Genomic DNA, 12707 nt, shown 5'->3' with positions numbered 1-12707 from the left:
CGCGCGTTAGCCTTTTCCGAACAGGGAGCCGAACAGGGATTTGCGGCGCGGCGCAGCCGGCGCCCGGCCCGTCAGCTGCGCGGCGAGATGGGCGAAGCCGTCAGAGGCCTTGGACTTGGGATCCACCTCGGCGATCATCTGGCCGTTATTGGCGGCCTTGCCAAAGAGCGCCGGTTCGAACGGCAGCACCAGAACCGGCGCCGCGCCCAGCGCATCCGAGAAATCCTTCAGCGGGATATCAGGCTTTTTCGGGCATCCGGCCATGTTCACCACCACCTTGGGCGGTTCGTCATTGGGCCGGGCGTTCTGCACGAGATCGAACAGGTTCTTGGCGTTGCGCAGGCTGGCCAGGTCCGGGGTCACCGTGACCACCACCTGATCCGCGCTCAGGAGCGTGTGCCGCACCCAGGGGCTCCAGGCATGGGGCAGATCCAGCGCCACGAACGGCGCCTGACGGCGCACCTTGTCGAGCACGGTCTCGAAGGCGTCCGGCTGGAAGTCCCAGTCACGCTCGAGCGTGGCCGGCGCGGAAAACAGGCTCAGCCGCTCGGTGCAGCGCACCAGAAGGCGATCCAGCAAGGCGTCGTCCAGTCGGTCCGGCTCTTCCAGCGCCATGGCGATGGTCTGGGCCGGGTCCTGGTTGAAATCGAGCCCCGCGGTGCCGAAAGACAGATCGAGATCGACCAGCACCGCATCGGAGCGCAACCCCTCGGTCATCTGCCAGGCGACATTGTGAGCAATGGTGGAGGAGCCCACCCCGCCCTTGGCGCCGATGAAGGCGATCGAACGGCCGGCGAACGGCGCCTCGGGATCCAGAAACAGGCCCGAAATCGTCGAGATCAGGTGAAGCGGCGTCATCGGCGGCACGAGATATTCGCTCACCCCGCGCTTGATCAGCTCGCGATAGAGCGAAATGTCGTTGGCGGCTCCGATGATGATCACCTTGGTGTCGCCATCACAGACCGCCGCCAGATCCTCGAGCTGCTGGAAGAGCTCGCGTCCGCGCATGCCGGTTTCAAGGATAAGAAGCTCGGGCGTGCTTTCGTCATGAAAGCGCTCGATGGCCGCGGAGAGCCCGCCCAGCTCGACGGTGACATGGGTGCGCGCCATGCGGCGATCATCCGCCGCATGATGGATCAGACGACCGGTTTCCGGGCTTTCACAGAATGCGTGGATGGCGATGCGCGGCACCGGCTGATTGAGCAGCGAGTCATCCGGGCCCGAAACCGCCGAGATCTCCCCACTGATCCCGCTCGCGCCGAGCGGCGTGGTCAGGGGCAAGGTCTCATCATCTTCAAACGGATTGGACGCCGGAGCGGACGACGGTCCCGGCTTCGGCGCAGAAGCCATCGGTCGCATGGGTTCGGCAGGCTCATAGCCGCTGAAATCATCCTCGTAATCGGAATGACGGTTGGCGTCGGCCAGGCGGGCGCCGAACGGACGGGCGCCCGGGGATTCATTGAGCGGGGCGTCGCTGACATCCCCGAAGCCGTCATCCTCGCCCAGAAGGCGGCGCTCGATGCTCTCGGCGCCCAGGAACGGGTCATCCTGAGCCTCGTCCAGAGGCTCCATCGGCGCAAAGGCGTCGTCGGAGACAAATTCGTCAGCCGCGTCAAAGGAGTCATCATCAAAGGCGTCAGCGGTGCGGTTCATAGCCATACCCTGTTAATTGCCAACCGAAGAGCTGACAGCGCCGCTCTCGCGTTCGGAACGCTGGCTGGCCGTGGACTGGCCCTGCCGGTATCTGTCTAGAACGGTCTGGCGGCGCGCGCTGTCGGGCGCATCCACGCCCCGCGGCGCCACGAGATCACGCGGATCGGCCACCATGTTGGCGAGATTGTTCGCCGTCGCGCAGCCAAAGCGCGGCCAGTCCTGATTGGCGCGCATATGGGCCATATCGTTCCAGGCGGTGGAACACTCAGGCGCAACGGCCTGGTAGCGCGTGAAGGAGAAAATCACAGGCGCGCTGGCTTGCCCGCCGGCCTCATAGGCGCCGCCGCTGATCTGCCGCCAGTCCAGACCGGCTTCATAAAGGCGCGTGCGCGCTTCCGCGATTGCGCCAATGGCGGCGTCGGCATTGCCGGCGTTCTGGGGATAGGAGATCACCAGCGGACCGTGACCGCGCGCCTTGTACTCGGCGGCGACAGCTTCGATCACATCGATCTGGTTCCAGGTCAGGCCATTGTCGAGCGCACTCACATCCATGCTCACGCGGACGGTTTCCGGCGCTGCAGTGGCGCGCGGCAGAGGCTGGGGCGTTGCGGCGCAGGCCGCCAGTGTCAGAGCGCTCAGGGCCAGCAGGCCTTTGAAGACAGATTTCATCTCAGCTACTCCAGCACAAAGCCGATGGGGCCCGACCAGCCGCGGTTCTCGACCTGCGCGCCCGGCGCGGCGTAAACCCGGTTCAGGCGGCCCAGAAAGGCGCCTGCGGCCAGCGAGGACACGGCGAAGCCCTCCGCCGGGCTTTCCACATCATTGGGATTCAGCGGGTCGACCAGATAAGGCGTGACGACCACGACCAGCTCGGTCTCATTGTTGGCGAAATCACGCGACCGGAAGAGCGAGCCGAGGACCGGCATGCGCTCGATGCCCGGCACGCTGTCCATGGCCTGACGCGTCTCCTCGCGGATCAGGCCGGCGATGACCATCGAACCGCCCGAGGGCAACTCCACGGTGGTTTCAGCCCGGTTCACGGACAGGGCCGGAATGGTGACGCCCTGAACCGTCCCGGTGACATTGCCCTGATCATCGGTGATCACCTGGGAATTCAGCGAGATGGCGCCCTCATTGGACAGCTCCGAGACTTCGGTCGAGACCCGCAAAGAAATACGGCCTTCGGAGAGCACGACCGGCGTGAAGCCCAGACCGACGCCGAAGGGTTTGAACTCGATGGTGACATTGCCGTCGCGATCACGGCCCACCGGCACGGGAAACTCGCCGCCCGCCAGGAATTGCGCCGGCTCGCCGGAAATGGCGGTGATGTTCGGCTCGGCCAGGGTGCGCACCAGCCCGACGCGTTCGAGGGCATTGAGGGTGGCGGAAATCGAGCTCTGCAGCACACCGTCGACCAGATTCTGGGTGCCCAGAGTGCCCGTCAGCCCGCCCAGCGCGGCGCCCGCCACGCCAAAGGCGTTCGATGTGCCCCAGCCCGCAGAGTTCTGGAAGCGGCCTTGCTGATAGACTTCGTAGATTGGCGCGCCATTCTGGTCGAACAACGGATCGCCGCGATCATTGGTGGCGGCGGTGCGCACGGTCGGCGTGAATTCGCCAAAGGCCTGTTCGCCGCTGAGATTGACGCCCAGCTGGCGCACCAGCGTGCGCTCCATCTCGACAATGCGAACCTGCAGCGTGACCTGATCGCGTCCTTCCACTGTCAGGAAGGAGACCACCTGCTCGGGCGTGTCCACCCAGCGCTGGGCGACCTGAAGCGCCGTGTCTGCGGCCGCCGCGGAGGGAACCTGCCCGGACAGCACTATATTGGCGTTCATGCTTTCGGCCTGGATGCGGCCCTCCGGCACGAAACGGTCAAGCGCGTCCTGCAAGGCGGCGATGTCGCGTTCGACCCGGACATTGAGATCCAGGATCAGTCCGCCATCGGCGTTGAAGAAGAAGATATTGGTGCGCCCCACGGCCTGGCCCATCACGAAGGCGCGGCGCGTGGTGCGGACCACGGCGCTGGCCACCTCGTCATTGGCGATGACGACGTCGGCGGCATCCTCTGGCAGATGGATCACGGCCGCCTGGCCCAGCGGCAATTGCAGACTTTCGGAGGCCGGACCGGCGCCGGGTTCGCGAATATGGACCTGCAGGGTGTTGTTCGCCTCGGTGCGTCCGCCGGAGAGTTGCGCCTCGGCCGGACACACGCAGGCAGCCGCCATCAGGGCGACCGCGCAGAGGGTTTGAGAGAAGCGGGCCATTACGGCGTCCCTCCCAACGCGACGCGCTGTTCGGCGCCATAGCGGATGATGCGCACTTCACGACCGCGCCGCTCGCCCGCCTCGTCGTCCGCGCCATTGGGCAAGCGGGGGCCGCCCTCGCGATCAGCGACCGAGCGCAGCGCCAGAACGATATCGCCCTCGGCGACGCCCAGAGCCACAGAACTGGTCTGTTGCGGGGTCAGTTCCAGCGTGGCGGTGGAGCCGAGCACCACGCCTTCGCCGTCATCCACATAGGTCTGGTCGATGGCGAGAACGCGAACATTTTCAACAAGAACTTCAGAGATATAGCCCATATCGCGCGCAGAGGTCGTGACCAGCACATCCACCCGGTCATTGGGCAGAATGAAGCCGCCGGCGCCGGACTCCGCCGAGATCGGCACGGCGACGGCGCGCATGCCCGGATCAATGACCGCGGCCATGAAGCCCGCCTCGCCCGGCTGAACCAGCTTGCCCGGAAGGATCGGTTCGCCATCCACAAAGGCGGCGCGCGTCACGGCGCCGCTGAGCTCATCCATGGCGTCCGGACGCGCCTCACGTGTGATGAAGGCCGGAATCACGGCCTCGACCGGCCAGTTGGTCCAGCGAAAATCCGCGCCGCTGACGCGTGAGGACGGGCTCATGTCGCGCGCCGCCACCAGCACCTGAACAACTTCGGGAGCCGCAGCCTGTTCGACCACGACGGGAGCCGGCGCGGCGGCAGGCTGCATGGCGCTGCGCACGAAGAGTGCGGCGAACACGGCCGCCAGCGCAGCGACAGCAAGCACGATCAGGCGGACAGCATTCATGACGGACCCCAAAACCCTTTTGCGCACAAGGCGTCAGCAGGCATCAGAGCCGATAATTCTCAAGGCCGCGTTAATGCACGGTGATTACACCGTTAACTAGCCTGTGTAGACGGCGAACATCTGGGCTTGCGGCAAGACAAGCAAAGCCCCCGCCGCAATGGCGATGGCGTAAGGCACCGGCGCGCCCTGGGCGAGCGCCGTGGATCCCAGGCGATCCGACGAGATGGGCAGCAGATGCGCCATCTGGCGCAGGATCACGAGGATCACCGCCAGCACGCCGCCCGCCGCCACCGCAATCAGCACGAAAGCCAGCCCGTCCGGCCAGCCGAACCAGAGCGCGCCCGCCGCCAGCAGCTTGACGTCGCCGCCGCCGACCCAGCCCGGCGCCCACAAGGCCATGCCCAGCGCCAGCACGCCCAGCCCGGTCAGGAGCGAAAAGCCCGCATCCATCCAGCTCAGCCCCAGAAATGGCGCCGCCAGGACCCAGCCTGCAATCAGCGCCCCCGGCACCCAGTTGGGGATGGTGAAGCTCCGCACGTCATACCAGACAGCGCACAGCATCAGGAAGGCAAAGCCCAAAAGGGCGATATTTGAAATCATGGCTGGCGCCCGCATCCGTCAATTCGATGTGCGGAGCCTAGGCCGTTATGCTTAAGGCTTTTCAAACAGCTCGCACCTGATCGCAAATGCAGAAAAGCCGCCCCTTCCGGGACGGCTTTTCAGACATGCGATCAGATGATCAGTGCAACGGCTTAGGTGCCGCTGCCGCCAGAACCGCCGCTGCCGGCGCTGTTGGCGGTCGAGAGCTGGGTCCCGACATTGGTGAAGGTGGTGCTGAGGTTGGTGCCCAGCGTGGTCACGGCCGTGATGATCACGACGGCGATCAGCGCGGCGATCAGACCGTATTCGATAGCAGTAGCGCCAGACTCATCTTTCAGAAAGCGCGAAACCAGGTTTTTCATCCCATCCACTCCGTTTGGTTTTATCAGACCCAGGATCGCAGACTTGTCCCGCCCCGTCCTGAATGCACGGTGAGTAAAACCCGAAGACGATTTAAACCGGGTAAAAATCCATGCTTTATTTTTTGTAAATCTGCGAAACGCAGAGCATGGTGAATAAAGCGTAAACGCCAGATATCGCTATCCAGCGCAAATCAATACAAATAAATGCGGCATTAAGAGCGCGCTCTACTACGCCTCCCCTACCCGTCTGGCAAGCGACGGACTGCATGCTCTGCCTGTTTAGGTTTCCTTCACGGCCCGCCCCCATACTCTGACCAGCCATATACAGAGAGGCCTGTCATGGGTTTTCGAGCGATCGCTGCCGCACTTGTGATGACTTTGGGTCTGGGCGTCGCCCAGGCGCGGGAGTTTGTCGTCACCGCTGACCAGGCGGGACTGATCCGTCTGCCGGGCGACGCCTCCGGCGTGATCGTGGGCAATCCGGGCATTGCGGACGCCATGCTCTATGACTCCCGCACGCTCTTTGTGACCGGCAAGGTCTTCGGGCGCACCAATCTGATTGTCCTCGATGAGGCCGGTCGGGTGCTCTACACCTCCGACCTTGTGGTGACCCAGCCTGACTCCCAGACGGTTCAGGTGTTCCGCAGCAAGAGCCGCCCGGAAACCTTTGTCTGCGCTCCGACCTGTCAGGCCATCCCGCAAATCGGCGACGATGCGGACTGGTTTGCCGAAATGAGCCAGCAGCGCGAGACCACGCGCACCGGGGCCAACTCCAATTAACCTCGCCGCTTCACCGGGCATTAAGCGCTGTCTGACAGATTATTCGTCTGCTTGAGGGATGAATGATGTCAGCATCTGCCAGGATCAGGGACCGCATCACGCGGTTTCATCGTGCGCGCGAGGGCGCCGCAGCGGTTGAGTTCGCCCTGATCGCCGCGCCGTTCTTCCTGTTGATCTTCGCCACGCTGGAAGTGGCGCTGTTCTTTCTGGGCTCAACCATCATCGAGAATGGCGTCAACGAAGCCGCGCGCAGCATCCGCACGGGCCAGCTGCAGCAATCGGGACAGACGGTCGAAGACTTTCGCGGCGCCATTTGCGAGCGGATCAGCTCGGTGGCGGATTGCAGCCGCATCCAGCTCGATGTGCGCACCTTTGACTCCTTTTCCTCCAGCTCGATGACCAGCCCGCTGAACGCGGATGGCGAGATCGACGATACGAACTTCACCTTCGATCCCGGCGGTGGCGGGGATGTGGTCGTGGTGCGCGTCTTCTATGACTGGCAGCTCATGGCGCCCGGCGTGGTGTCCGGCATGACCAATATGAGCGGAAACAAGCGCCTGATCTCGGCGACCGCCGTCTTCCGGAACGAGCCTTTCGAGTAAGCCATGCGCCAGCTAATCCGCAAATGTCTGGGTTTTCACCGTGATGAGCGCGGCGTCTCGGCGGTGGAGTTCGCCCTGCTCGCCCCCTTCATGATCGCGCTGTATCTGGGTTCGGTCCAGCTCACGCTCGGTCTGACCGCGGACCGCAAGGTCTCCCAGGTCGCCAATTCGGTGGCGGATCTCGTCACCCAGGACGATTTCGTTACGGATGCGGACCTGCTGGACATCTACGCCGCTGCGGACGCCATCCTGAACCCGTTCGCCCCTGCCCCGCTGAGCCTGCGCATCACGTCTGTTCGCATGGATGCGGATGGCGAGATCTTTGTGGACTGGAGCGAGGGCGACGGCATGCCTGCGCTCGACACCGACAGCCTGCCGGACCTGCCGGACGGGCTGCTGGCGCCCATGAACTCGATCATCATGGTCGAGGCGAACTACCGGTTCGCGACCAATCTGGGCGAGCTGACGAAGACGCCGATCACCCTGTCGGATACCGCCTATCTGCGCCCAAGGCGCGGCCCCTGGGTTCGCCGGGGCTAGAGCGCGCTGTCGCAGACCGCCCGAAACAGCGCGACATCCGCGCCGGGCGCCGGCGCCCGGCGTCCGTTCAGTTCCGCCACCGGGGTCAGCCCCGTCACGGCATTGGTGACGAAGATCCAGTCTGCATCGCCGAGCTGGTCAGCAGAATACGCGCCCTCTTCGACGGCGACGCCCCGCGCCTTCAGGCTTTCAATCAGGGCCGCTCGCGTCGTGCCCGGCAGGCAACCGCAGGCCAGCGCGGGCGTGAAGACCACGCCCCGCTTCACCCAGAACAGGTTCGCGCTATCCGCGCTCGACACATGCCCCGCGCCGGAGAGCACGATTGCGATGTCCGCCCCGGCGCGATGCGCCGCACGGCGCGCTCCCAGCATGTCGGCGTAACCTGTGAGCTTGTGCCGGCTGGAGAGATTGCGAACATCCCGCCGGCTCTCGTCCACCAGATGCGCAGACAGGGCGCTCGGGCGCTCGGGGGCAGGCTGTGCTGTCGCCAGCACAGTCGCCGTGTCGCCGGACCGCGCGGTCATGCCGCCGCCCAGAGGCCCTCGCGAGACGGTGAGACGCACAACGGCCGCCTCCAGCCCGACCGCCTGAACCAGATCGGCGATCCCGGTTTCAATCCGGCTCCAGTCCGGCGCGGTGATCTCAAGCGCTTCGAGCGCCCGGGTCAGACGCAATCTGTGCCGGGGCCAGCGCCGCAGTTCGCCCGCCTCCAGGCGCATCGTCTCGAAGGCGCCATCGCCCAGAAGAAAGCCGCGATCCTGCGGATCGATCCGCGCGGCGTCTATCGGCGCCAGCGCCCCGTTCAGCCAGACCAGATTCATGCTCCGCCCTCCAGCGCGCCCCTGAGAGCGGCCGCCTTGTGGCGGGTCTCCTCAAGCTCGGCCTCGGGATCGGAATCGATAGTGATGGCGCCGCCGGACCGGACCTCGACATCCCAGCCGCCGCCCGCTCGAAACAGGCTTGCGGTCCGGATCATCACATTGAGATCACAAGCGCCGTTCGCCCCCAGCCACCCCAGCGCGCCGCAATAGGCGCCGCGGCTCTGCTGTTCGAGCTCGGCGATGATCTCCATGGCGCGCACCTTGGGCGCGCCGGTGATCGAGCCCGGCGGGAATGTGGCCCGGATCAGGTCGAATGCTGTTCGCCCGGGACTCAACCGCCCCTGCACCGTCGAGACCAGATGATGGACATTGGCGTAGCTCTCAACGCTGAACAGTTCGGGTGTCTTCACACTGCCCGCTTCACAGACCCGCGCCAGATCATTGCGCATCAGATCCACGATCATGAGGTTCTCGGCCCGGTCCTTCAGGGACGCCGCCAGCGCATCGGCTTCGGCCCGGTCCTGTTCAGGATCGGCGCGGCGCGGCCGCGTACCCTTGATGGGACGGGTCTCCACTGCGCCGTCGCGGGACACCTGAACAAACCGTTCCGGCGAATTGGTCACGATCACCTGGTTCGCGCTCAACCTGAAAAAGGCGGAGAAAGCCGCGGCGCTGCGCGCCGTCAGGCGTTCAAAGACCGACAGGGGCGCATGCTCGCCGTCAACATGGCCGGTGAAGGCATGGGAGAGATTGACCTGGAAAACATCCCCTGCGGCGATGTAGTCGCGGGCGCGCGCCACCGCTTGCAGATACCGCTTATCGGGCCAGTCCTGTCTGAGCGCCTCGCCCGTCAGGCCTCGCGCCTGGAGGGGCCGTCGAGGACCGTTCTTCAACTGACGCACAAGTCGCTGCGCCGCATCCGCCTGCCCCAACGCACGCACCTGACGTGATTGATGGTCAAACTCCAATACAGCGTCATACCAGCCCATGGCGACAGCCGGACACGGCCCCAGCCCCGGCGGGCTGTCGGGCGTCTTTTCAAAGGCCTGTCCGAGATCATAGCCCAGAAGGCCCGCATAGCCGCCAGCAAAGCCGTGCTGGTCGGGCTGGCGGGCGGGTCGAAATCCGGATTTCAGCCGGTCGAAGCCGCGAGCCGGATCGGCATCCTCCACGATGAAATCCGGATAGGCGCACAGATAGCTCTTGCGCCCCCAGGGCTGTGGGCCGCCGCCGTGCAGCAACAGCGTATAGGGCTCGGCCTCGAAGGCGTTCAAGGCCTGGACCGGCTCGACCCAGCCCAGCGCCGAAGCCCGGTCAGGGGCGGGACTCACGAGGTTTTCAGCCGCTCGTGCAATTGCGCGATCACGGTCTCGCTCAAGCCCAGCTCATTGCGAAGATAGCCCGACACATCTCCCATCGCGTCCAGTGCGGTGGTCAGATAGTCACCCTCGACGCCCAGGAAGGCGCGGATTTCCCGATCCCCCACATCCCGGCCCATCGTGTCGCGAATGCGCTTGGCGAAACGGGGGGCCAGCTCGTCATAGTCCACGGCCGTGTTGGTCATCAGATAGTCTTCGCGCACGGCCTCGGGATCAACGCCCAGCTCGGTCAGAAGCAGGGCGCAGAAAATCCCGGTCCGGTCCTTGCCCGCCGCACAATGGACCACAAACCCGTCCTCGGCGTCGGACTGGGCCAGCGCCTCAAAGCCGGCCTTGAACACCGCCTTGTTACCGGCGTCGAAAGGCAAGCGCTGATAGGTCTGCATCATGAAGCCGCGAATATTGTCGAGCGTCAGATCAGACTCGCGCAGGAAGGCCAGATGCGGCGGCTCGGCGTGACCGGCATGATCGGAGCTGAGTATCGTCACCCCGTCATGATCCACCCAGTGGGACGGTTCCGCCTCGCGCTCCCGCGGTCGGCGCAGATCGGCGACATAGCGAATATTCAGGCCGGCCAGGGTCTGGACGTCGTCTTCCGTCGCCCTGGAAAACTGGCCCGAACGAAACAGGCGGTCTCGCACCTTCCCCCCCGACTGGAGCGGATAGGCGCCGAAATGGCGGAAATTGTAGACGCCGGCGAGCGGCAGAACACGATCAGTCATGGCGCTGAGTTAAGTCCGAATAGGATTATGAGCAAGGGGAAGCGAAACAGGTCTGTGCGGCTAAGTGCAAATTAACACTGGCACGTTACAGAGTTCATCCTCAAGGAGAACTCATTGCGCGTCCTGACCTGCCTGGCATTCGAACATCATCTTCCAAGCGTCCTGTTGGCGGGGCTGGTCTGTGTGATCAGCTGCCTGCTCAGCATGCGCCTGCTCCGGCGGAGCGAAGAGAGCGACAGCGTCGTCCAGGTCGCCTGGCTGGTGGTCACCGCCACCTGTCTGAGCGCCGGCATCTGGTCAACCCATTTCATCGCCATGCTGGGCTATCGGCCCTCCGCAACGGTCAGCCTGCAAGTGGATGAAACCGCGCTTTCGGCGCTGATCATCATGTGCGGCGCGTTGATCGGCTGCTATGTGGCCACCTTGAAATTCACATTCGCCAAAGCCCTGGCCGGCGCCGTGATCGGCGTGTCCGTGACCGGCATGCACTATGCCGGGATGATGGCGTACAATCTGGATGCGATCGTGGCATGGGACATGCGCTACGTCATCGCGTCCGTCGTGTTCGCCGTCTTCTTCGGCGCCCTCGCCTTTGAAGCCTCCGAGAAATTCGACAAGGGTCTGCACCGGCTCATTCCGGGCGGTCTGCTCGCCATCGGCGTGGTCTCGCTGCACTTCACCGGCATGGGCGCAATGACCGTGGTCTCCCTGGGCGTGTCCGAAGGGCTGGATCCGGTCACCTTCCAGATCCTGGCGCTGACCACCGCCGTGACCACGCTAGTGGTCGTGGGCGCCGGTGGCGCGGGGTATGCCGTGGAGGCGAGCCTGCGCGAACGCACGGATCGGCGTCTGCGGCACCTGGCGCTGCATGACATCGTCACCGACCTGCCCAACCGCGCCTGTTTCACGGCGCTCGTCGAACAGGCGATCGAGAACCGCAAGGGCAAGAATATCGCCGTGCTCGTCATTGACCTGAACCGCTTCAAGGAAATCAATGATGTCTGGGGACATCAGGCGGGCGATGCCGTTCTGTGCGACATCGCCGATCGCTTGCGCGGGCATGAACGGCCGGGCGGGTACGCCGCCCGACTGGGCGGGGATGAGTTCGGCATCGTCTTCCCGGTAGAGGGGGAGACCGAGCTGGTCGAAGAGCTGAAGCTGATTGAATCGCTCTTCATGACGCCGGTCCGCCACGCCGATTTCGAGATCGTCACCAACGCCAGCCTGGGCGTCGCCGTCTACCCCGAGGACGGACGCGATTGTGAAACCCTGATGCGCAACGCGGACCTGGCCATGTACAAGGCCAAGACCGATCCGCTGAACCGCATCCAGCATTACGAACACGCCCTGGGCGAGGCGGTCCGTCAACGCCGCGAGCTGGCGCAGGATCTGCGCACGGCGCTCGAAACCGGCGAGCTGCGCATGTTCTACCAGCCCCAGATCGACCTGAAATCCGGTGAGGTCTGCGGCTATGAAGCGCTGGTGCGCTGGCCGCATCCGGTGCGAGGGATGATCTCACCCGCCGAATTCGTGCCCCTGGCCGAGGCCAATGGCCTGATCGGGCGTCTGGGCGACTGGGTGCTCGAAACCACGTGCGAGGAAGTGGCGCAATGGCCGGGCGCGCCCAAGGTGGCGATCAACCTGTCCGCCATACAGCTCAATGATCCCCACCTTGTGGGCAAGGTGCTGCAGGCCATGGTCTCGACCGGGCTCAGCCCCAGCCAGCTCGAGATCGAGCTGACAGAGACCGCCCTGATCCATGATCTGGGTCAGTCGCTGAATGTTTTGCGGCGGATCAAGGCGCTGGGCGTGTCCATGGCGCTGGACGATTTCGGCACGGGATATTCGGCGCTCGAGACGCTGCGGCGTTTCCCGTTCGACAAGATCAAGCTCGACAAGGGGTTCACCGACGGCCTGTCCGATGGCGGCCGGTCGCGCGCCGTGATCAGCGCCGTGGTGACGCTGGCGCACAATCTCGACATACCCGTCCTCGCCGAGGGCGTGGAGACCGCCGACCAGCTGGACCTTCTGAACATGATGGGATGCGAGCAGGCTCAGGGCTATCTCATCGGTCGCCCGGCGCCCAGCGTGAACGGGCAACCGCCCGCTGCGCTGGACGTGATGTGGCGACCCGCAGAGCAGGCCGCCACACAGGCGTCCGGACACGCGGGCTAGGCC

Annotated in this window: 13 protein-coding genes; 4 read left to right on the top strand and 9 right to left on the bottom strand. The window is 64.8% G+C overall.

Annotated features, from left to right (window positions below; all coding sequences use genetic code 11):
* Positions 1–6: 6 nt before the first annotated feature.
* The 6 genes from OA2633_RS12995 to OA2633_RS12970 all read right to left on the bottom strand — a co-directional run bounded on the left by OA2633_RS12995 (position 7) and on the right by OA2633_RS12970 (position 5685).
* Positions 7–1653 carry an AAA family ATPase gene (locus OA2633_RS12995; RefSeq protein ID WP_009803026.1) on the bottom strand — a complete coding sequence of 549 codons (1647 nt, stop codon included), beginning with the start codon at positions 1651–1653 and terminating at the stop codon, positions 7–9.
* 12 nt (positions 1654–1665) lie between these two features.
* Entirely contained in the window at positions 1666–2322 is a 657-nt protein-coding gene (locus OA2633_RS12990) for a CpaD family pilus assembly protein (RefSeq protein WP_009803025.1), read from the bottom strand.
* Positions 2323–2327: 5 nt separating this feature from the next.
* Positions 2328–3917 (bottom strand): type II and III secretion system protein family protein, encoded by a 1590-nt coding sequence (locus OA2633_RS12985; RefSeq protein ID WP_009803024.1) that lies wholly within the window; start codon positions 3915–3917, stop codon positions 2328–2330.
* Positions 3917–4723 carry a Flp pilus assembly protein CpaB gene (gene cpaB, locus OA2633_RS12980; protein ID WP_009803023.1) on the bottom strand — a complete coding sequence of 269 codons (807 nt, stop codon included), beginning with the start codon at positions 4721–4723 and terminating at the stop codon, positions 3917–3919. Before cpaB ends, OA2633_RS12985 begins: the two co-directional genes overlap by 1 nt.
* A gap of 96 nt (positions 4724–4819) precedes the next feature.
* Entirely contained in the window at positions 4820–5323 is a 504-nt protein-coding gene (locus OA2633_RS12975; protein WP_040612724.1) for a prepilin peptidase, read from the bottom strand.
* 152 nt (positions 5324–5475) lie between these two features.
* Positions 5476–5685 (bottom strand): Flp family type IVb pilin, encoded by a 210-nt coding sequence (locus tag OA2633_RS12970; protein ID WP_009803021.1) that lies wholly within the window; start codon positions 5683–5685, stop codon positions 5476–5478.
* A gap of 339 nt (positions 5686–6024) precedes the next feature.
* Here OA2633_RS12970 and OA2633_RS12965 point away from each other — a divergent pair, with 339 nt between their 5' ends.
* The 3 genes from OA2633_RS12965 to OA2633_RS12955 all read left to right on the top strand — a co-directional run bounded on the left by OA2633_RS12965 (position 6025) and on the right by OA2633_RS12955 (position 7607).
* Positions 6025–6465, top strand: coding sequence for a pilus assembly protein N-terminal domain-containing protein (locus OA2633_RS12965; protein WP_009803020.1), 441 nt, complete (start codon positions 6025–6027; stop codon positions 6463–6465).
* A gap of 62 nt (positions 6466–6527) precedes the next feature.
* Positions 6528–7067, top strand: coding sequence for a TadE/TadG family type IV pilus assembly protein (locus OA2633_RS12960; protein WP_206740509.1), 540 nt, complete (start codon positions 6528–6530; stop codon positions 7065–7067).
* Between the two features lie 3 nt (positions 7068–7070).
* The gene (locus OA2633_RS12955; protein WP_009803018.1) at positions 7071–7607 is read left to right on the top strand and encodes a TadE/TadG family type IV pilus assembly protein; all 537 of its coding nucleotides are present in this window, start codon (positions 7071–7073) and stop codon (positions 7605–7607) included.
* On the opposite strand, the gene OA2633_RS12950 is transcribed toward OA2633_RS12955, so the two are convergent.
* From OA2633_RS12950 to OA2633_RS12940, 3 genes are read right to left on the bottom strand one after another with little or no spacing between them, the layout of a single operon-like run.
* The gene (locus OA2633_RS12950) at positions 7604–8428 is read right to left on the bottom strand and encodes an aminotransferase class IV (RefSeq protein WP_009803017.1); all 825 of its coding nucleotides are present in this window, start codon (positions 8426–8428) and stop codon (positions 7604–7606) included. The genes OA2633_RS12955 and OA2633_RS12950 overlap by 4 nt on opposite strands.
* Positions 8425–9759 (bottom strand): aminodeoxychorismate synthase component I, encoded by a 1335-nt coding sequence (gene pabB, locus OA2633_RS12945; protein ID WP_009803016.1) that lies wholly within the window; start codon positions 9757–9759, stop codon positions 8425–8427. Before pabB ends, OA2633_RS12950 begins: the two co-directional genes overlap by 4 nt.
* On the bottom strand, positions 9756–10529 hold the full coding sequence (locus OA2633_RS12940) for a tyrosine-protein phosphatase (protein WP_009803015.1): 774 nt from the start codon (positions 10527–10529) through the stop codon (positions 9756–9758). The genes pabB and OA2633_RS12940 overlap by 4 nt, the downstream gene beginning before the upstream one ends.
* A 114-nt stretch (positions 10530–10643) precedes the next feature.
* On the opposite strand from OA2633_RS12940, the gene OA2633_RS12935 reads away from it, so the two are divergent.
* Positions 10644–12704, top strand: coding sequence for a bifunctional diguanylate cyclase/phosphodiesterase (locus tag OA2633_RS12935; protein WP_009803014.1), 2061 nt, complete (start codon positions 10644–10646; stop codon positions 12702–12704).
* Positions 12705–12707 lie beyond the last annotated feature (3 nt).

It is taken from the genome of Oceanicaulis sp. HTCC2633, from assembly GCF_000152745.1.
In the GTDB taxonomy this organism is placed as follows: domain Bacteria; phylum Pseudomonadota; class Alphaproteobacteria; order Caulobacterales; family Maricaulaceae; genus Oceanicaulis.
Note: the sequence above shows the minus strand (reverse complement) of the source record. Positions and strands in the feature narration are given on the sequence as shown.